The 18997-nt window shown below is 73.5% G+C and carries 17 protein-coding genes, 4 tRNA genes and 1 pseudogene; 10 read left to right on the top strand and 12 right to left on the bottom strand.

The genetic code is table 11. The features are described from left to right. Nucleotides 1–30: 30 nt before the first annotated feature. From G567_RS36560 to G567_RS31655, 6 genes are read right to left on the bottom strand one after another with little or no spacing between them, the layout of a single operon-like run. On the bottom strand, nucleotides 31–1290 hold the full coding sequence (locus G567_RS36560; RefSeq protein WP_028928575.1) for a glycosyltransferase family 4 protein: 1260 nt from the start codon (nucleotides 1288–1290) through the stop codon (nucleotides 31–33). After that, nucleotides 1287–2429 (bottom strand): GNAT family N-acetyltransferase, encoded by a 1143-nt coding sequence (locus G567_RS0101540; protein WP_028928574.1) that lies wholly within the window; start codon nucleotides 2427–2429, stop codon nucleotides 1287–1289. The genes G567_RS36560 and G567_RS0101540 overlap by 4 nt, the downstream gene beginning before the upstream one ends. Beyond that, entirely contained in the window at nucleotides 2426–3079 is a 654-nt protein-coding gene (locus tag G567_RS33800) for a protein-tyrosine phosphatase family protein (RefSeq protein ID WP_147200956.1), read from the bottom strand. Before G567_RS33800 ends, G567_RS0101540 begins: the two co-directional genes overlap by 4 nt. Then, nucleotides 3076–5340, bottom strand: coding sequence for an ArnT family glycosyltransferase (locus G567_RS0101530; RefSeq protein ID WP_028928572.1), 2265 nt, complete (start codon nucleotides 5338–5340; stop codon nucleotides 3076–3078). The genes G567_RS33800 and G567_RS0101530 overlap by 4 nt, the downstream gene beginning before the upstream one ends. Next, nucleotides 5333–6802, bottom strand: coding sequence for a lipopolysaccharide biosynthesis protein (locus G567_RS0101525; protein ID WP_028928571.1), 1470 nt, complete (start codon nucleotides 6800–6802; stop codon nucleotides 5333–5335). Before G567_RS0101525 ends, G567_RS0101530 begins: the two co-directional genes overlap by 8 nt. Before the next feature lie 4 nt (nucleotides 6803–6806). Then, a complete protein-coding gene (locus G567_RS31655) occupies nucleotides 6807–8846 on the bottom strand; it encodes a glycosyltransferase (RefSeq protein ID WP_051232033.1) in 2040 nt (679 codons plus the stop codon). 178 nt (nucleotides 8847–9024) lie between these two features. On the opposite strand from G567_RS31655, the gene G567_RS0101515 reads away from it, so the two are divergent. Next, nucleotides 9025–9300 (top strand): hypothetical protein, encoded by a 276-nt coding sequence (locus G567_RS0101515; protein ID WP_028928570.1) that lies wholly within the window; start codon nucleotides 9025–9027, stop codon nucleotides 9298–9300. A 130-nt stretch (nucleotides 9301–9430) separates the two neighbouring features. Continuing rightward, nucleotides 9431–10114, top strand: a complete 684-nt coding sequence (locus G567_RS26165; RefSeq protein ID WP_051232032.1) for a DUF6777 domain-containing protein — start codon at nucleotides 9431–9433, stop codon at nucleotides 10112–10114. An 85-nt stretch (nucleotides 10115–10199) separates the two neighbouring features. Here the strand turns inward: G567_RS26165 and G567_RS0101505 are convergent, their stop codons facing one another. From G567_RS0101505 to G567_RS0101495, 3 genes are all read right to left on the bottom strand, one after another. Further along, nucleotides 10200–11144 (bottom strand): hypothetical protein, encoded by a 945-nt coding sequence (locus tag G567_RS0101505; protein WP_147201111.1) that lies wholly within the window; start codon nucleotides 11142–11144, stop codon nucleotides 10200–10202. Between the two features lie 622 nt (nucleotides 11145–11766). Next, nucleotides 11767–12993, bottom strand: coding sequence for an FAD-dependent monooxygenase (locus G567_RS0101500; protein ID WP_028928568.1), 1227 nt, complete (start codon nucleotides 12991–12993; stop codon nucleotides 11767–11769). Beyond that, nucleotides 12990–13586 carry a PadR family transcriptional regulator gene (locus G567_RS0101495; RefSeq protein WP_028928567.1) on the bottom strand — a complete coding sequence of 199 codons (597 nt, stop codon included), beginning with the start codon at nucleotides 13584–13586 and terminating at the stop codon, nucleotides 12990–12992. The genes G567_RS0101500 and G567_RS0101495 overlap by 4 nt, the downstream gene beginning before the upstream one ends. 293 nt (nucleotides 13587–13879) lie before the next feature. Between G567_RS0101495 and G567_RS36780 the strand changes: the two are divergent. Both G567_RS36780 and G567_RS0101480 read left to right on the top strand, forming a co-directional pair. Continuing rightward, nucleotides 13880–14160 (top strand): annotated as a pseudogene (locus tag G567_RS36780) (carboxylesterase family protein). 266 nt (nucleotides 14161–14426) lie between these two features. Then, nucleotides 14427–14771, top strand: a complete 345-nt coding sequence (locus G567_RS0101480; protein WP_147201112.1) for a DUF2254 domain-containing protein — start codon at nucleotides 14427–14429, stop codon at nucleotides 14769–14771. Between the two features lie 798 nt (nucleotides 14772–15569). Here G567_RS0101480 and G567_RS0101470 read toward each other — a convergent pair. The 3 genes from G567_RS0101470 to G567_RS0101460 form a co-directional block, all read right to left on the bottom strand. Further along, nucleotides 15570–15641 (bottom strand) — tRNA-Val (locus tag G567_RS0101470). A gap of 23 nt (nucleotides 15642–15664) precedes the next feature. After that, nucleotides 15665–16042: a TIGR02611 family protein gene (locus G567_RS0101465; RefSeq protein WP_261763853.1), complete on the bottom strand. Its 378-nt coding sequence runs from the start codon at nucleotides 16040–16042 to the stop codon at nucleotides 15665–15667. Between the two features lie 38 nt (nucleotides 16043–16080). After that, a complete protein-coding gene (locus G567_RS0101460; RefSeq protein WP_028928563.1) occupies nucleotides 16081–16929 on the bottom strand; it encodes an anti-sigma factor in 849 nt (282 codons plus the stop codon). Nucleotides 16930–17208: 279 nt separating this feature from the next. Between G567_RS0101460 and G567_RS0101455 the strand changes: the two genes are divergently transcribed. The 6 genes from G567_RS0101455 to G567_RS0101430 all read left to right on the top strand — a co-directional run bounded on the left by G567_RS0101455 (nucleotide 17209) and on the right by G567_RS0101430 (nucleotide 18989). Beyond that, nucleotides 17209–17640, top strand: a complete 432-nt coding sequence (locus tag G567_RS0101455; RefSeq protein WP_028928562.1) for an SsgA family sporulation/cell division regulator — start codon at nucleotides 17209–17211, stop codon at nucleotides 17638–17640. Between the two features lie 102 nt (nucleotides 17641–17742). Further along, nucleotides 17743–17815 (top strand) — tRNA-Gly (locus G567_RS0101450). A 68-nt stretch (nucleotides 17816–17883) separates the two neighbouring features. After that, nucleotides 17884–17955: transfer RNA gene (locus tag G567_RS0101445), tRNA-Cys, on the top strand. A gap of 1 nt (nucleotide 17956) precedes the next feature. Then, a tRNA-Val gene (locus tag G567_RS0101440) sits at nucleotides 17957–18031 on the top strand. A 191-nt stretch (nucleotides 18032–18222) separates the two neighbouring features. Continuing rightward, nucleotides 18223–18795: a MarR family winged helix-turn-helix transcriptional regulator gene (locus G567_RS26160; RefSeq protein ID WP_084795663.1), complete on the top strand. Its 573-nt coding sequence runs from the start codon at nucleotides 18223–18225 to the stop codon at nucleotides 18793–18795. Further along, the gene (locus G567_RS0101430; RefSeq protein WP_028928561.1) at nucleotides 18792–18989 is read left to right on the top strand and encodes a hypothetical protein; all 198 of its coding nucleotides are present in this window, start codon (nucleotides 18792–18794) and stop codon (nucleotides 18987–18989) included. Before G567_RS26160 ends, G567_RS0101430 begins: the two co-directional genes overlap by 4 nt. Nucleotides 18990–18997: the final 8 nt, after the last annotated feature.

The raw sequence follows: 18997 nt of genomic DNA, 5'->3' as shown, positions 1-18997 counted from the left end.
GCAGTACAAGGCCGATCTCGCCAGCGGCACTCACGAGCAGATCCGCCTGCAGATCTTCCCGAGCCCGCGGATCGGGCCGCTGGAGCGCGCCGCGGTGGTCTCGGCGGTGCGGCTGCGGGCGTCGCTGGTGCACCGGATGTCCGGCGAGACCCGGGCCCGGCTCTCGGCGGTGCGCAACCGGCTGCGCCGCTGACCGGCGGGGCCCGCCAGCAACCCGGCCACCAGTCCGGCGTAGCGCGCCGCCGCGGCGTCCCAGCCGAAATCCGCGCTGCGGGCGCGCGCCCCCCGGCCCAGCCGGGCCCGCAGGGGCTCATCCGCGGCGAGCCGCGCGAGCGCCGCGCCCAGCGCGGCGACGTCGAACGCCGGGACGGCGATCCCGCAGCCCGGCCCGATCCAGGCCAGCCGCGGCAGGTCGAAATGCACCACCGGCTTGCCGTGCGCCATCGCCTCGAGCGCGCTGAGGCAGAACGTCTCGTAGCGGGAGGGCACGACCAGGAACGCGCAGTCCCGCAGCAGCGCCTCCTTGACCGCGCCGTCGACACGCCCGGGGAGCCGGACCCGGTCCGGCGCCGCGCCGCGCACCAGCTCACGCAGCCGCGCCTCCTGCGCGGGCGGACCGCCCCCGGCGACGACCACCGGCAGCGGCGGCTGCGGCCCCAACGCGTCGAACAGCAGGTCGAGGCCCTTCTGCTGCACCTCGATCCGGCCGAGGAACAGCGCGTACCGGCCGCGGCCGTAGCCGGCCGGATCGACCGGCGGGAGGTCGACCCCGTTGGGGATCAGGGTCACCCGGGCCCGCGGGTTGGCCCGGCGCACGGCCTGCCCGTCGGTCTCGTTCAGCACCACGAAATGCCGGTAGAGGGCCAGCCCCCACCGCTCGACGACGGGGAACGGCAGCCGGTAGCGGCGGGCCATGTCGGCGCCGGACAGCATCTGCACGAGCCCGACGACGGGGCAGCGGGCCACGACCGGCAGCAGGCTCGCCGAGAACGGCGGGGTGAGGCTCTCCACCCACACCCCGGGCCGGTGCACGAGCGCGACCAGCGGGAGCAGCAGCGCGAACAGCAGCTGCCCGGCCCGCGGCCCGGCCCACCCCACCGGGAGGAACACATACCGCACGCCGTCGCGGAGCTGCGAGCGGCTGCCCCGGTAGGACCCGGCGTAGACGGTGACCCGGTGGTCGCGGGCCAGCCGCGCGGCGATGCGGGCGACGACGACGGCGCCGCCCCCGCCGTAGTGCGGGTTGCCGAGGTCATCGTAGATCGACAGGACGACGTCCGCGCGGCTCACGGGGTGTCGCTCCCCTCGGCCGGGCGCAGGCTGCGCGACCACGGGCTGCGCAGCGACGATGGGCTGCGCCGGGACACCGCGGCGTAGGCCGCGCGCAGCCGCTGCTCGACCCGGTGCAGCGGCAGCCGCTCGAAACGCAGCGCCGCGTACTCCACCGGCGTCGCGCCGAAGTAGCGCTTGAAATGTTCCGCGCCCGAACCGGCGTCGGATTCGCCCATGTGGAACTGGCGCACCCCGGCCCGGCAGGCGTCGGCGATGGTCAGCGAATGCAGCAGGTAGGTGGCCAGCGTCTGCCTGGCCAGCTCGGGGTGCATCGCGCACAGCCAGCCGACGCTGTGGTGCGCCCCCTGCAGCACGACGTTCACCGCGACGGGTTCGCCGCGGTGGCACGCCGACCAGATCACGCACCGCTCGCCCAGCGCCGCGGCGGCGGCACCCAGCTGACCCGGCCGGTCCCGGCGCGCGGCGAGCAGCCGGGCCACCCGCGGCGGCTGGCCGCGCTGGGCCGCCCACCGGTCCACCGCCCCGGCGTAGAGCTGCGCAAAGATCTCCAGCCCGCGCCCGCCGGGATCGCCGCCGTGCTCGCGGCGGACGTCGAGACCGAACCGCTCGGCCTTGCGCACGGAGTTGCGCGCCTGGCGCCGGAACCGCGTCGACCACACCGCGTCGAAACCGCCGTCGAGGTCGATGACCTGGGCCGTGTAGGGCACCGGGCGCACCTGCCCCGGTGCCGCCGCCGCCCACCGCGCGCCGTGCAGCGGCATCGGGACGACCGCGCGCAGCACGGCGGGCCGCCGGGCCAGATCCGCCAGCACCAGCCGGCAGTCGGCCGCGGTGAGCCCACCCTCGGCGAGCAGCCCCCCGTAGCCCCAGCCGTAGGGCCAGGACTCCTCCGTCAGCCCGATGCCGGCCACCCGGCGGGCCGCGAGCGGCAGCACGAGCCGCCGCCCGTCGTCCAGCTCGTAGAGCCTGCTGGCGTCGGCGTAGCCGCGGGTGCGCAGGGCGTCCATCCATTCCGGGGCCTGGGTGGCCACCGCGTCGGCGTCGCCGCCGAACACGGTCCGCCACGCCGCCCGGGGGGCGGGGCTGGTGATCCGGACCGTGCCACCACCGCTCACGCGCGCCTCGATCGTCGTCATCTCGTCGCCTCCGTCGAATTCGAGACTGAACTGCCGGCGGCCGGCGCTGCCCGGGCCGCGTCCCGCAGGGCCTGCAGCTGGGCCGCGCTGAGGCCGTCCAGCTCCGCGGCCGACAGCCCCGCCAGCACCTCGGGTAGCGGCCGGCCCGCCACGAGCTGCTCCATCGCCGCCGCGACGACGACCGGCCCGGTGCCCGACGCGTCGTGCATGAACACGACGCCCGGGCCCTCGGCCCGGACCGACCGCACGAACGCGTCGAGCTGCTGCACCTGCGCCGCCGTGGGTGCGGCGCCCTCCGCCACGTCGAGCTGCAGCAGCCGCATCCCCAGCGCGGGCACCACGGCCTGCTCCTCCACGCTCGCCGCGCCGATCACGACGACCCCGCGGACCGCGAAGGTGTCCCGCAGCAGGACGAGATCGGTCTCGGTCGGCGCGCCCGCGCGCAGCAGCCCGGGCACCACCTTGGCGGCGGCCGGCAGCGGGGGAAGGGCATCGGGGCCGGGGTCGGGGTGCAGCACCCCGGTGGCCCGCACGAGCATCGCGAGCACGAGCAGGCCGAGCAGCAGCCCGGCGCGGGCGAGGACCCGGCGCCGTCCCAGCGGCGCCACCGCACCCAGCGCGGGCGTGTCCGGCAGCGGCGCGTCCCTCATGACGGCCACCTCCGATCGGGTCGGCGGTACCCGAGGCGGGCCAGCTCGATCAACACCACCGGCAGCCCGGTGTAGAGCGCGAGCCCGGCCAGCAGCGAAATCACGAACGGCTGCACAGTAGTGGGCTGGGGCGGTCCGAGGTCCGAGGGCAGCGGCGGCGCGGCGACCCGGTCGGCCGCCTCCCGGTCGGGGCGCACCAGTCCGGCGTCGAGCGCGAGGCGCCCGATCGGGGCCAGCCGCACGCGGTCGGAGTCGGCGGCCCGCTCGAGCACGCCGCCCGCGAACGCCTGGCGCACCCGCCCGTCGGGCATCGGGGTGGCGGGCCCGGCCGGGTCGCCGAGCAGCGCGTTCATCGGCTCCTGCCGGTAGGCGGCCGCGATCGCCGGATCGGTGAGGGCCCGAGCGCCGCTCACCGGGGGCAGCCCCGCGGCCCGGTACCCGGCGGGGTCGGTCCTCGCGAGGTCGGGCACGACCGGCAGCGCCGCCGCCCGGCCGTTCGCGTCCAGCGTCAGCACGGCGCCGGTGAAGACCTGGTAGGACGTGCCGGCCGCGGTCCAGCTCGCGCTCATCGGTGCACCCAGCACGGCCTTGCCGCCCAGCGCCCGCCAGGCCGTCGCGAAATCGCCGCCCGGGCCGTCGAGCACCGGGAAGCCGCCGCAGCGCGCGGTGTCGGTGCCCACGAAGACCCCGCCGGGCAGCGGCTCGACGTCGGCGAGCGGGTCGTACGGGTCCAGCGGGGTCTCCCACAGCTGCAGCCCCTGGTAGGTGGCGCTGGTGAACGTCGCGAGCAGGGTGCCGCGGGCGCGCACCCATGTGGTCAGCTCCTTGGTGGCGTTGCCGTAGCCGGCCGCGACGTCCTTGTCGCTGAGCACGAACAGGTGCAGGCCGTGGCTCTGCGCGCCCTGGCCGGTGGCGAACGCGGCGACCGGGTGGCCCGGCAGCAGATAGGCGTACTTGTCGGGGTCGCCGGTGACGGCCAGCGCCGCGCAGGACGGGAACCGCGACCGCACGGTGTCGGCGAGGGTGAAGACGCCGTCGTTGTCCGAGGCGTACAGGCGCACCCAGCCGCCCAGCGAGGAGCCCAGCACCGCGACGGTCACCGCGGTGATGGCCACGGCCCCGGCGAGGGCCTTCGGGAACCGCCGTCCCGCCGGCCGGCGCCCGGCGGCGAGCCGGGCGATCGCCGCGTCGCCGGCCAGGACGGAGCCCACGATCGCGGCGGGCAGGATGTAGACGAAGAACTGCTCGTTGAGCGTGCCGAGCAGGACGGTGTAGGCGCCGAAGGCGTAGCTGGTCAGCAGCCAGGCCAGCAGCCAGCGCGACGCCCCGGTGACCGCGCGGGTCAGCAGCCACACCAGCGCGATCCCCCCGCAGGCCAGCACGACATACGAGGCGGCGTACTGCCCGAACTGGTCGCCGATCGCGGCGAGGAACGAGACGCCCGGCCGGTTCCAGCCGGTGATCTGCAGCAGACCGAGCAGCCGCTGGACGGTGGCGAACTTGATGTCGACGAAGTCCGAGGTGAGCCCCAGCGCCACCGACCACAGCGGGAACAGCAGCCACAGCCCCAGCCCCCACAGGAACCCGCCGAGCACGATCGCGGCGCGCCGCCACTCCCGGCCCAGCACGGCGTGCAGGACCGGCGTGAACAGCAGGAAGACCGTGACCTCCTTGGTCAGCAGGGTCAGCCCGGAGGCCAGCCCGACGACCGGGACGTAGATCAACGCACGTTCCCGGCGCAGCCAGATCGCCAGGCACAACGTCAGCAGCGCCACGACCAGGGCCAGCGGCTCGATCAGCGCGAGCCGCCCGTAGCGCAGCAGCACCGGGTCGGTCGCGGCGAGCGCGACGACGATGCCGACCAGCAGCAGGCCGCGGCGCCGGCCCGCCACGGGCGCGAGATAGGCCGCGATCAGGCCGAGCAGCAGGACCGCGAACACGGTCACGCCCGCGGTCAGCACCCGGGCGGCGACGATCGCGTCGCCCAGCGGCGCGGAGCCGAGACCGAGCAGGCGCAGCCACGCGGCCTGGGCGAGGAACGACAACGGGGGGTGCACGAACATCGGGCTGTTCGTCCAGGTCAGGTGCCAGCCCTGGGCCACCTGCTGGGCGGCGCGGGTGTAGACGACCTCGTCGTACTGGGTGTCGGGGCTGGCGGTGATGTTCCACAACATCGTCGCGCCGGTGAGCAGCGCGCCGGCGAGAATGACCAGCCACTCGGTGTGGACGACGCGCCGCCGCCGATAGGCGGGGTCAGCCACGGCGGCCGCCCAGCAGCGCGCGCGCCCTCACCACGTCGGCCTCGGGCACCACCCGCAGGCGGACGGCGACCGCGGCGTAGCCGCCGAGCCCGGCGAGGACCACCAGCAGGTCGACGGGCCGCGGGGCCGACCCGGCGGCGAGCAGGAACGCCACCAGCACGCCCAGCGCGACCGACCAGCGCGCGGCGGTGCCGGGGCGGAGCGTGCCCGGCCGGTGGTGGCGCAGGTAGACGACGGCCAGCAGCGCGGCGGCGGTCCAGGTGCCCGCGGCCGCGGCCAGCGCCGCACCGGTCGCGCCGAACCGCGGGATCAGCACCACCAGCGCCGCCCCCTGCACCGCGACGGCGACCGGGATGCGCCCGGCGACCGCGCTGGCCAGCCCGCGGGCGAACAGCGCCTTGAGCAGCATGTCGGCCACGATGAGCCCGGCGGTGCCCGCGGTGATGATCCGGCACAGCGGCGCCGCGGCGGCGTAGTCCGCCGGGAAGACGAGACCGAGGACGGAGCCGGGGGCCACGAACAGCACCAGCTGCAGCGGGACGAGGGCGAGCGGCACCCAGCGCAGCGCGACCATCAACCAGCGGTGCGCGTCGGCGGCCGTGCGGCCTCCCGCGATGAACGGGAACACCGCATCCGAGAGCGCGGAGCCGAGGAAGAACGGGGCGCGGGCGAGGATCACGGCGGCCTGGTAGATCGCGACCACCGCCGTCGTCACGCCGTGGCCGTGGCCGAGCACCCCGAGCAGCAGGACGTCGAGCGTGCCCAGCAGACCGAAACCGGTGGTGCCCACCGCCATCGGGACCGCGGCGGCGAACGTCCGCGCGCCCGCGACCGGGCCCAGGCCGGGCAGCCGGTCGCCCAGTGCCCACCAGGCCCACGCCGCCGCGGCGGCCGCGCCGAGCAGCAGCGCGGTGGCCACCCCGGTCACGCCGAGGCCGAGCGCGGCGACCAGGGCGAGCGCGAGCCCGGTCTTGACCACGACCTCCAGCACCCTGGTCAGACCGAGCGCGGCGAAACGGCGGATCCCCTGCAGCGCTCCCGCCAGCACCGAGCCGAGCGCGAGCAGGACGATCGCGGCCGCCGCCAGTACCGTCGGCCCCACGCCCGCGTCCGGCAGCAGCCGTCCGGTGCCCAGCTGCACGGCCAGGAAGGCGACCGCGAGCACCGCGCCGAGCCCGACGTTGCCCAGCACGGCGGCGCGGAAGGCCGGGGCCGTCGCCGAGGTGTGCCCGTCGGCCCTGGCCAGCGTCCGGGCCAGCTCCCACGGGAAGCCGGCGGCCAGCACGGAGGTGGCCAGCAGCAGCACGGTCAGCAACACCGCCACGACCCCGAACTGGTCCTGGGGCAACAGCCAGGCCAGCCCGAGCCCGAGACCGTAGTTCAGCGCCGCCGTCACGATGATCCCCGCCAGCAGGACGACGCTGCCACCGGCCGCCGTCCGCTCGGCCCGCACGTCCAGCACGGGCTCAGCCCGTCTCTTCGTCGCGCAGGCCCGGCCCGGACGGGCACCCGACCGCCGAGGGGTGCTCGGTGCCGGCCCGGCGCGCCTGCCGTCCCCGGTGGGCGACGGCGTCGAAGAGCGCGTCCTCGTAGCGTTCGACGCAGGTGTCCCAGCCGAGCCCCTCGGCGCGCCGGCGAGCCAGCCTCCCGAGGTGGCGCAGCCGCGCGCGGTCCGCCGCGAGGTCCAGCAGCGCCGCGCGCAGCACGTTCTCGTCGCGCGGCGGCACGACCGTGCCCGCATCGGCGACGACGTCACGCACCCCGGGCAGGTCCGACACGACCGGCACGCAGCCCGACGCCATCCCCTCGAGGACCACCAGCCCGAAGGCCTCCGCCTGCGTGACCGACGGGAGCACCACGACGTCGTTGCGGTCGTACTCGTGGTGCAACGCCTCGTCGGGCACCCGTCCGAGGAACCGGACGTTCGACGCGTTCAGGTCCGCGGCCAGCCGCTCGTAGTCCTGGCGGTGCCGGCCGTCGCCGACGAGCGTCAGCTCGATGCCGGGTTGGCCGGCGACCGCGGGCAACAGCCATTCCAGACCCTTGTACGGACGCATCTGGCCGACGAACAGCACGCGCAGCGGCCGGTCGATGCACGGCCGCAGCGGCTGCGGCCGGATGTCGACGCCCCACGGCACGACGCGCACCGGGGGGCCACCGGGCCTGCGTTCCCGCTGCGCGTAGTGCTCGGACGTCGTGAGGATCATGTCGGCCCGCCCGCTCAGCGCGCGGTGGATCCGGTTGTAGATCGCACACAGCCGTTCCGCGCCGCGCACCGCGAGCGCCGAGTGGTGGGTGTAGACGATCGGGGTGCCGCGGCAGCTCCCGGCCAGCAGCAGGACGACGTCGCTCATCGTGGGCACCGGCCCGTGCAGGTTGATCACGTCGTAGTCGTCGAGCCTGCGGGCGATCCCCGGCCAACGGGCGGCGAGCGCGCTGAGCCGGACCTCTCCCGCGGTCAGCCGCGGGATCTGCACCGACGAGAGCACGTCGACGCGATGCCCGCGCGCGCGCAGCCCGGTCGAGAGCCGGTCCACGCACCGGGAGATGCCCGACACGATGGGCGGGGCCTCGCTCGTGATGACCAGGACGTCCAGGCCCCCTTCGGGTCTGCGGTCGCGCAGGTCGAGGACGCCGTGGTGGCGCGGCGGCACGGATCGGGCGGGCCGGACCTCGCCCGCGACGGGCCCGGCGGCCGCCTCGCCGGCCGCGGAGGGCCGGGGCGCGCTTCGCTGCGCCTGCCGGAGCGCAGCGAGATGCCGCAGGTAGCGGACGCCCTCGCGGAGGGTGGACTTCGAGGTGCCCGCGTGCCGGGCGCGGAACTGGTAGGGGACCTCCGCGACGCGGGTCAGACCGGACCGCACGATCAGCTCGAGCAGCACCTTGTAACCGAGCGGCCGGGCGGCGTCGAGCCGCAGCGCGGCGGTGCGCACGGCGAAGAACCCGCTCATCGGGTCGGTCAGCGCCCGCACCGGCCCACCGAGGACCGTTGCCGCGACCGCGGTGGACGCGCGCGACACCACGCGGCGATAGCCGCCGTCCAACCCGGAGTTGCTGCCCCCGGGCGCGTACCGGGTGGCGACGACCAGGTCGGCGCCGGACTCGCGGCCCTGCGCCAGCAGCGTCGGGACCAGCGACGGCGGGTGCTGCAGGTCGGCGTCCATCACGACGGCCCACGGCGAGCGCGCGGCGCGCAGGCCCTCGACCACCGCGCCGCCCAGCCCGCCGACGGCCTCGCGCCGATGCAACAGGGTGACCGGGATCCGGTGGTGCTCGCCTGCCGCGGCGATCACCGAGGGGGTCTCGTCGGTGCTGTCGTCGACGAAGATCGCCTCGGCGGACAGGTCCGCAGGCAGCGCGGCGCTCAGCTGCCGCAGCAGCTCGTCGATGTTCTCGGCCTCGTTGAACGTCGGGATGACGACGGACAGCTCGGGGCGTCGCCCGCCGTGGCGCGGCAGGGGTCGGGGGGCGGTGCCGGGTTCATGGACCGCGAGGTGAGCAGACATCTCCGAGGGCCCTCCCGTCCTCGTGCGCCGACGCGGCCACCATTGGCGCGTCCGGCACGAACAGCGTGGCGCCGGGACGGCGCACGATCGATGGTGTGCTCCCCCGGGCCTGTGGAGCCGTCCCCCGCTCCGGACGGGGGTTCTCTCCTACCCGGGGCGTCCCCGGTGGGTTGTCAGGGTGGCCGGCGAGGATCGAGACTGGCGGCGGGCGCGGTGCCGGCCGGGCACCGCGGGCACGGGGGAGGGCGGCGCGATCGACGACAACCACCGCTGCCCGCTTCCCACGCCCGTCGACGCCGGCGACGAGTTCCTCTGCACGTGCCGGTCGCGGTATGTGGCGGTGCGCCGGCGTTGGTGGCTGCGCTGGGAACGCAACCTGTTCAGCCTGCCCGACGGGTCCACCGCGACCGGCCGCTCCCACCCGCCGGACCAGGCGCCGCGGGAGATCGGCTGACCGGCCGGCCGGGGGCAGGCCCTACCCGCGGCCGGGGGAGCGCGGCGCCGATCCGGGGGTGAGCCCCCTCGTCCGGCGCCCGGCCCGGCGCCATCCTCGCTGCGGCACGCCCGGACGACGAGGAGCAGCGATGGCCGACAGCGGACGACCGCCCCGTCCGGTGACCTCCCACCGGTTTCCCGTGCGCTCCCAGATCACGTTGATCGTGGCCGCGGTCGCGCTCGGGCTGGCCGGCGGCGCGTTCTGGGCCGGGCTGAGCCCGAGCGCGACGACGGTCGAGGTGCGCCTGGAGGCGACGTCGTCGCCGGGGCCGAGCCCGTTCACCTCCGCGGCGGGCAAGGACCGCGCCGGTGTCGCCCCGACCGCCGGTGTCGCCGGTGAGCTGCCCGCGGACACCGCAGGGCTGTTCGGTGCGCCCGGCGCCGGGGGTTGCGACGCGCAGCGCCTTGCCTCGGACCTGCAGGCCGATCAGGGCCGGGCGAGCGCCTGGGCCGGTGCGCTGGGCGTCGGTCCAGGCGACATCGCCAAGGTCACCGCCCGTCTCGCCCCGGTGGTGCTGCGCGCCGACGCCGGGGTCGTCGAGCACGGCTTCGCCGGCGGCGCCGCGACCGCCTACCCGGCCGTGCTGCAGGCCGGAACCGTGGTGCTGGTCGACGAGCGGGGCGAGCCGAAGGTCAAATGCGTCAGCGGGAACCCGCTCACCGCCGCCCAGTCGTTCGGGCAGGCGAACTACGTGGGCACGCCGTGGCCGTACTTCCAGCCGTCGTTGATCGCCTACGTTCGCCCGGCGACGGACAAGATCAAGACCCCCTGACCGCCCTTCCCCAGCGCACTACGGAGCCATAGTGCGCAATCTGCCTGCCCCCTTTGCGCATTATGGAGCCATAACGTTCGTCTGGTCAGCCGGTGGCCGCATGCGCGTGCAGTTCGCTCTGGAACGGATCGACCGGATCGGAGGTCTTCCCGGGAGCTGAGCCGATCCCGTAGTAGGCGCTGACCAGCAGCGGCGCCACGCCAGGAGCGGCGTTGCGCCGGGCGCCGGTGCGGGCGTCGAGCACGACGGGCCCGTTCGGGGTCGTCCCGTACACGGCGCTGTGCCAGACTGCGGTGATCTTCAGCGCGACCCGGTTGTCGGCACCGTCGGGGAGCCGCCACAGCGGGTTTGCCGTGGTCGAGTCGAACGCGACCACGTACTCTCCGCCCGCCGCCGTCGGCCGCGAGCACACCGTCGTCTCGCGCTCGTCGTAGCGGCAGGTGAAACGGACCGATTCATCGAGCGGGAGCCGGGCACGCTCGACGTACTCCACCCGGCGACCCTCTGCGGTGGTGAGAAAGTGGAAGATCTTCCCCGAGACCGCGACCAGCCCGTCCCCGGCCTTGTGCACGGGCCCACCATCCGGGTCGGTCCAGCGGGTCGCCCCGTCCGCGACGGTGACCGCCCGCACCGTGGTGGCGACGTCATCGGTGACGCTCCCGACGGCGGTATCGCCGGCCACGACGTCGAGCGCCAGGCCGGGCGCGGTCCAGACGACCTCTCGTCGGTCCAGGTCGACGCCGAACGACACCTGTTGGACGGTGTCGGGGGCGACGACGCCGCGGGCGGTGACGACCGCGATGGCGGGGTTGGTCCCGACCCCGACCGCCGTGGTCTCCATCCAACTCGTCCGCGCCCAGTCCGCGAGCGGAACCGCCAGGGTGAACAGCCGCTCCCCGGTGCCGGCATCCGCAGCGACCAGCTCGGCGACCGGTTGCCGCGGGGTGGCGCCAGACCCGGAGAGTTCGACCGGGAACACCGCGATCACCGCTCGCCGACCCCCGGCTCGGGCGATGATCGGCGCCCCCACCGACACACTCCCCGAGCCGACAGCCCCGCCGGTCGGAGCCGCGGGCGAGCCCACCGTCGCGGAGCTCAGATCCACTCGGGCCAGCCCGCCCGGGCCCGCTGCCCATCCGACCTGTCCGTCCAGCAGACGCAGGATCGGCAACGGTCCGCCATGCGCCGAGAGCACCGCCATCGTCGGCCCGAACGCAGTCGGAGGATCGAATGCCGGCGCGGGCCCGTCATCGCCGACGCGAGTCGGCGCGCCGCATGCGGCCAGCACCGTAGCTGCGGCGATCCCGACGGCAAGGACGCGAAAGGATCGACCCCTGCACAGCACGAACGCCAGCGTAGGAAGACCCCATGTCCGAATCCATGCCGCGATCGTGGGAAACACCGAGAGATGGCCCTCAAACGGATACTGTACGTAGTTGCCATCTCTGCGGAATTGGTCCAGAGCCCCTCCACCACCCAGGACGGTTCAGCTGTGAGTGATCGATAGTCCGTACCAGACGGATCGTGTTCGAGGAACCTCTCCATCGAGGAGAGCTGGGCGCCCCACCGTCCAGCGCGTTATGGAGCCATAGTGTCCAGTTCACCCCACCGCTTTGCGCGTTATGGAGCCATAGCGTTCTACGGCCGTGTTCTCAGCGCACGGGCTGAGGTTCTGTCCGGCCAGGGGCTGCGGCCAGGGCGTCCCAGTCGATGCGGTAGCCGAACTGCCAGGCCATCTTCTCGGGCCGGGCCAGCAGCCTCATGGTCACTGGCATCAGCAGGTCGCGCAGCACGCGGGCGATCGGGCCGGCCGCTTTGTCGCTGTTGGTGCGCGCGGCCGTCGCGATGATCCGCTCCACCCTGGGCCTGCGCAGCCGTTCGTACGCCGCGAACGCCTCGCTCACCGGCAGGTCGCGCAGACAGCGGGCCAGTTGTACCGCGCTCTCGATCGCCTGCGAGGCACCCTGTCCCGAACTGGGCGTCGTCGCGTGGGCCGCGTCCCCGATGAGCACCATCCGGCCCCGGCTCCACGTGGGGACGGGCGGCATGCCCTCCAGCGCTCCGGTGATCAAGAGGTCGGCCGGATCGCAGCGCTCCAAGATGGCGCGCGCCGGGGTGCGGTCGCCCGCGAACGCCTCCCGCAGCACGCGCAGCCACCCCTGCGCGCCCACGGTCTGCGCCTCGGCGGCCGACATCGGATGCTGCCGCGGCAGGTTCGCGAACCATCCGGCGCGCCCGTCCTCGTAGGACTTGTAGCTGAAGAACGCCCGCTTGCCGTAGATCATGTGCATCGCGCCACCGGTGCCGGCCAGGCCGGTGTCGGTGACCCAGCCGCCGAAGCCGAGCAGGCCCGTGTACCGGGGCTGCGGCGCGGCCGGGTCGATCAGCGACCGGATCGCGGACCGGATTCCGTCGGCCCCGATCAGGATGTCGCCGCTCGCCCGCGTGCCGTCCGCGAAGACCGCCGTGACGCTCTCGCCGGTGTCCGTCGCACCCGTCAGCCGCCGGCCGTGCTCGATCCGGACGCCCCGCCGTACCGCCTCGTCGTAGAGAGCCCGGTACAGGTCGGCGCGCCACATCACGTGCAGGATCGGCGGGCCGGCCGCGTCACCGAACTCGGCCAGCCGCTTGCCGGTCCAACTCTGCGTGATCATCGACGACACCGGCTCGCCGATGCTGCGGACGGTCTCGTCGGCGCCGATGACCGACAGTGCGTTCAGACCGTTGGGCGCCAGCCCGAGCATGGCGCCGACCCCGTCCGCCGGGCCGTCGTGCGCCTCGTACACCGTGGCCTCGATACCGGCCCGCTGCAGCGCCATCGCCGCGACCGGGCCTGCGACCCCACTGCCGATGACCAGTGCCGTCTTGACGTTCGTCATGTCTGCCCTCCGAAGAACTCGTGCCACGACCGGACGTACTCCGGCTGCTCCAGCGACTCGGCGAGACCGGTGACGAAGCGACGTTCCGCCTCCAGCACCGCGAGCCGGTACTCCTCCTCGATCAGGAACACCCATGCGACGTCGCCGTCGGTCGCCTTCTGCAACTCGGCGCGGATCTCGTCGGCCTCGGCGGCCAGCGCCGCCAGCCGCCTGCCGAGCAGCTCGGCCGCTTCGGCCGGCGAGAGCACGCTCAACAGCGACAGGGCGACCCCGAACTGCGGGTACTCGTGCTGTGGCTCGGCGACCAGCTCGCGCAGCCAGGCGTAGAGCTCGTTGCGGCCCTCGTCGGTGAGCGCGTAGACGGTGCGCTCCGGCCGCTGGGTGTCGCGCACGGTCTCGTACTCGGTGATCAGACCGGCCTTCCGCAGTTGCTCCACGACCATGTACAGCGAGCCCCGGTTGTACTTGATGTTGCGGTCCTTGCCGCTCTGCTTCAGCCGTCGTCCCAGCTCGTAGGGGTGCATCGGGCCCGTCACCAGCCAGGCGAGCACCGCCAGGGCCAACGGGTTGCCCACCTTCCGCCGTTTCGCCACCGCCGCCGTTCCTTTCTAAGCCAGAACCAACTATCTATGAACGACTAGTCGTAGTCAACTATTTTTGAGCAGGGCGGGTAGGTGACGGGCGGAGGTTCGACACGACCGTTGGGCCCGGAACGTAGATCTCAGGTGGCGGGTCGGGAGCGCGACCCCGGCGCGGGTGAACGCGCATCCGCCCGGTGCGGAGCCGCTCGATAGGCCCGGGGACGCCGTGCGCGCGGGGGAATCCGCCCATCCTGCACGGCGGCGGCCTCAGGTCCGGGCAGGGCGCCGTCTGCGACGCCGACCCGATGAGCGCCGGCGGCCAGATCGCGGTCGTGACACTCAACTACCGGTTCGGGGCGCTCGGCTGGCTCGCCCATCCCGCTCTCACCGACCCGACCACCGGCGACCTCGGCCTCGCCGACCAGCAGGCCGCTCTGCGCTGGTGCGGGACAACATCACGGCGTTCGGCGGCGACCCGGGCAGCGTCACGCTCTGGGGCGAGTCGGCAAGTGGGTACGGCGTCTGCGCCCAGCTCGCGGCGCGTGGCTTGTTCCACAGCGCGATCGTGCAGAGCGCCCCCGTGTGACAACGCGATGCTCGTCCGTGACGTCGCCGAGGAGCGGGCCCGCACATTCGCGGCGGAGCCGGGTACACCGACCCGGCGACGGAAGCCGCGGGCCCGCTCCTCGGCGTCGGCCTGGCCGAGCTGATGATCGCGATCGACCGCGTCCTCGGCACCGGGGTGGGCCTGCCCCTGGTGCTCATGTCGACGGTGGCGAGCGCGCGTTCGGTGCTCAGCACCATCGCCACCGCCACGATCTCGGTCGCCGGCATCGCCACGCGGGCGCTCAGTTGCGGCGACTGGTCGCGGCGCCCCAACAGCGGGTGCACCGAGACGGGCACGGCCGGGTGCTGCTGCCGCACACGCCGACACCGCCCGGGCTCGTCGCGCTGACCTTCGCGGAGGTGCGCCAGGCCACCGCCGCACTGCCCGATGTGTGTGTCTACCTCCTGGAGTGCCTGCACGAGGTGCGCCGCGCCCTGGACCCGCACCCGCTCGACCCGGCCACCCTCGACGCGATCGCCGAGCAGGCCCGGCTGGTGGTGGACGGGGCCGCACGGTCGGACCTGCTTCCCGAGGACCTGGCGCGGCTGCGGCACGCCTACTCCCGGCACTTCCCCCGAGGCCCACCGTGAGCGCGGACCGGCGGTCGCAGCCATGACCGAGCGGAACGCATGAGTACCGCCCTGCGCCGGCCGCTGGAGGCACTGCTCGGCGTCCCGTTCACCGAGGGCAACGCGGTGCGGTTGCTCCGCAACGGGACGAGATCTTCCCTGCGATACTGGAGATGATCTGCACCGCGACCCGGCCCGGCGCGACGTGCGGGTTCTGCTCGACGGCTTGGCGCCGGCGACGCCGGAATCAGAGCAAGATCACCGAGGTTCCCGATCGCGCCGCCTGCCTGATCTCCCCGGTCGGTCGGGTCAGCTGTTCGGGTCGATCCCGGCTCGACGCAGCGCCGCCCCGGGCGAACCGCTCGCAGCCCTCCGTAATGCCCTGCTGGTACTGCTTCTCACCCCTGGTCACAGGCCACAGCTTCCGGCTCGTCGGGGCCGGCGCCCGGCGCGCCGGGGTGACCCGGGTAGGAGCGGCCGGCATGGTCGTCGTCGGCGCTGCTTCAGCGGGGGCCGGCCCCGGCGCGGTCGTGACCGGCGGCGCGGGCATCGGAGCCGAGTCCGGGCCGCAGGCGACAAGCACGGATACCAGGGCAGTGCCGATGACCACAGTCCCGCCGATCGGCGCCCCCTCGAGTACCCCATATCGATGACGGTCGCCCCGATGTGCCGACTGTGCACGATGGATGACTCGATCAGGTGAGCGCGACCGGCACCCAGCGCCGCTGAATACACCTCGATGGCGCGTAGCGGTACTTCGTGGCTGTACGGACGCCAGAGGCCCCGTCCGATCGTCTCGGATGGGGCCTCTGACCTGCGTGGGCGATACTGGGATCGAACCAGTGACCTCTTCGGTGTGAACGAAGCGCTCTCCCCCTGAGCTAATCGCCCGTGCCGTCGTAAACCCTACAACACTAGAACAGCGGACTCTGCAACCAGGTCCACTGCACGAGCCCCGTCCAGCTGGCGACCGTGTTGAACACGTTGAGCAGGTAGAGCGTGCCGAGGACGACGAGGCAGGTGGCGCTCAGGACTGACAGCCGGACGCCCAGGTGCTGCCGGGCGAGCCAGTCGGTCCAGGCGTCGTACTTGCCGCGGGCGAAGCGCAGCAGCCGCCGGGCCCACGCGAACTCGCTGGCGAGGATGGCCAGGCCGAGGAACACGATGAGCCAGCCCGGGCCCGGGTACGGGATCGCGACGAGGCCGCCCGCCAGCACGAGCCCGCCGAGAACGCCCACGCCGATTCGGTAGGTGTGCCGCAGCGCCGGCCGGTGTGCGATCCGGGCGCGCAGTCTGGCCAGCCGGGTCTGTTCCTGCTTGTCGGTCTCGCTCAGGTCTCCACCTGCCCGCTCGCGACCATCGTCGACGGTGCGGCCGGAGCGGTACGACCTGGTTCCATCGAGATCGCGTAGGTCGTGAACGCGTCAGCCACGGAGACCGATCCTACGGGGCGCGGCCGGGTCTCAGCGTCCACCACATCAAACGTTCCGATGGCCTTCGGCGCGCCCGCACCGGGGATCCCCCACAGAACATAGGTCTCGCGATCGGTGGTGTTGGGCGGCAGACCGACGGTGAGAACCTGGATCTGGCCATCGTGCACGAGCACCGCCGCCACCGGCGACGTGCCCTCCGCCGCGGTGAGAATGGCGTGCTTGCTGCCCGGACCGTCGAACTGCGCGACCATGTCGATGAGGCTCTGCGCCTGCCCGGACTGCGCGCCGCGCTCGGCCTGCGACTGCGCGGTCCAAGCCACGAGCCCGCCGATGCCCAGCACGACGACCAGCACGACCGACGCGATGACCAGCTGCCGGCCGCGCGGCGTGTTCAGCCGGCCCCGTTCCGGCCGGGGGGGCCGCACCGTCCCCGTGGGCCGAGGGTTCCGGGCACCGTCGAACGTCCCCTCCTGCTCGGCCGGCTCCGCGTCCCGGCCGGCCGCCTGGGAGGTCTGCGCGGCGGCGGTGCGCAGATCGTCGCGCGGCCGCCCGGGTGGGTCGGCCGGCTCGGCACATACGGCAAGGTCCGACAGCACCTCCTCGGCATCGCGGACGGCCTCCCGGCACGCCCGGCAGGTGGGCAGGTGCCGCTGCACCTCCAACTCCTCGTCCGGCTCCAGCGCATGCAACGCCCAGCCGATGGACTGCTCGGTGAGCGAGCAGGTCCCGGACGGCGGTTCGGTCACGACACCCCTCCGTCGACACCGGTCGTCACTTCCCGCAGCGGCGGGCCGAACCCGGCCTCCTGCACGTCCGGCCTTCGCTGCCCACGCAACTCCCGGATCAGGCTAGCGCTGGAAGGCAGCTCACACCCGGCGACGCAAGGCCCTGACCGGGCGTGACCGACTCGTCCCGGTGAATCGAGAATAGTTTGGGACGGACTACGCGTACCCGACCGTCACGTCTTCGCGCCCCGCTCGTTTTCTGCATGACAGACCACGCGGCACCACGGAAGAGGATGCAGGATGCGCGACGAGTACCTGACCATCTGCTCATCAGTGATCTTCGAGCTGATCGCCCCCGATGCGCCGGTCGTGCCCGTCGAGGTCGAGCTGGCGTACTCCAGCCGAGACCCCTATGCGGTGCAGGCGTCGTTCCGGACCGGCGGGGAGTCGTCCGTGAACTGGGTGTTCGCCCGCGATCTGCTGGCCGACGGCCTGGTCGCCCCGGCCGGAGCCGGTGACGTGAAGGTGCAGCCGGTACCCCACGATCTGGGTCGTATCGAGCTCGAGCTGACCTCGCCGTCGGGTCACGCCGTCTTCACGACGTGTGCCGCCAGGCTTGCCGAGTTCCTGGACCGGACCTTCGAGGTGGTCCCGGCCGGGAGCGAGTACTCCTGGCTCGACTTCGACGCGGCGCTGTCCAACCTGCTCGCCAATGACCGGGCCCGCGACTGAGGTCCGCAGGTCGGAGGACCTCCGCGGGCGTGTGGAGGGGCCGGTTTTGAACCCCCCGAGGGCCTGCGCTAATGTTCTCCCATCGCACCAACCGGTGCACATGCGGACGTAGCGCAGCTGGTAGCGCATCACCTTGCCAAGGTGAGGGTCGCGGGTTCGAATCCCGTCGTCCGCTCGGAGGAACCTCGGGTCTGCGCCGGACCTCCAGGCTTTGAGCCTGCGGAGCTGTAGTCCGGAGGATCAGGCGGAGTGGCCGAGTGGCTTAGGCAAGGGCCTGCAAAGCCCTGTACGCGGGTTCGATTCCCGCCTCCGCCTCGGGCGATTAGCTCAGTGGGAGAGCGCTTCCTTGACACGGAAGAGGTCACTGGTTCAATCCCAGTATCGCCCACCACCCGACAAGGCCCCTGACCAGCACAAACAGGGGGCCTTCGTCGTCTCCAGCGGCCTACGGGCAACATTCACAACAGCTCGGGGCCCGCCCGCCGTCCCCGTCCGGTTCACGGGGGCAGCTGGAACGACGCAACGGGTGCTGAGCGCTCAACCCACATACCTCAGCTCTAAGCAACCCGCTAGCCTTCTGTCATGCCCGACCACGTCGACCGCATCCTCGAGCAGTGGGCCGCCGAACGCCCTGACCTCGACGTCTCGCCGATGGCCGTTCTCGGACGCCTGACCCGCGCGTCGCTGCTCGTCGGCGCCGAACTGCGACGCACCTTCAGCACGCACGACCTCGACGCCGCATCGTTCGACGTGCTCGCCACCCTGCGGCGCAGCGGCCCGCCCTACCGCCTGAGCCCCACCGAGCTGATGCGCTCGGCGATGGTCACCTCCGGAGCGATCACCCAGCGACTCGACCGCATCCAGGCGCGGGGACTGGTCACCCGCACCCCCAGTGACGCCGACGGCCGCGGCGTGCACGTCACGCTCACCGAGGACGGCCGGAAGCTGATCGACCGGGCACTGCCCGACCACGTCGACACCGAGCACCGCCTCCTCGCCGCACTCACCCCCGCCCAACGCGAGACGCTCGCCGACGCACTCCGTGACCTCCTCGCATCCCTCGGGGACACCACGGACCGAACTCCGGTGCCTACTCCAGGCCGGTCACGACCCAGCCGACCCGGTCTGAGCAGCACCAAACCCCCCGCCGAGTGACACGCGCCGGCACCGGACAGAGCAGCGAGATCGAGGCCCTACCCGACGGGAGCACCCCGGCCCGGTTGGATCACGGCCAGCTGACCCTGGATGACCCCGCCACGGAACTAGTGATCGTGATCCGGTTGCACAGCAAGCTGAGTCCGGCCTGGGCACTGGTGGCACCCCCGGCATGGATGCAGATCCACTCCTGAAGACCGCA

The organism is Pseudonocardia asaccharolytica DSM 44247 = NBRC 16224 (assembly GCF_000423625.1).
Lineage (GTDB): Bacteria > Actinomycetota > Actinomycetes > Mycobacteriales > Pseudonocardiaceae > Pseudonocardia > Pseudonocardia asaccharolytica.
This window is presented reverse-complemented; position numbering and strand designations above follow the sequence as displayed.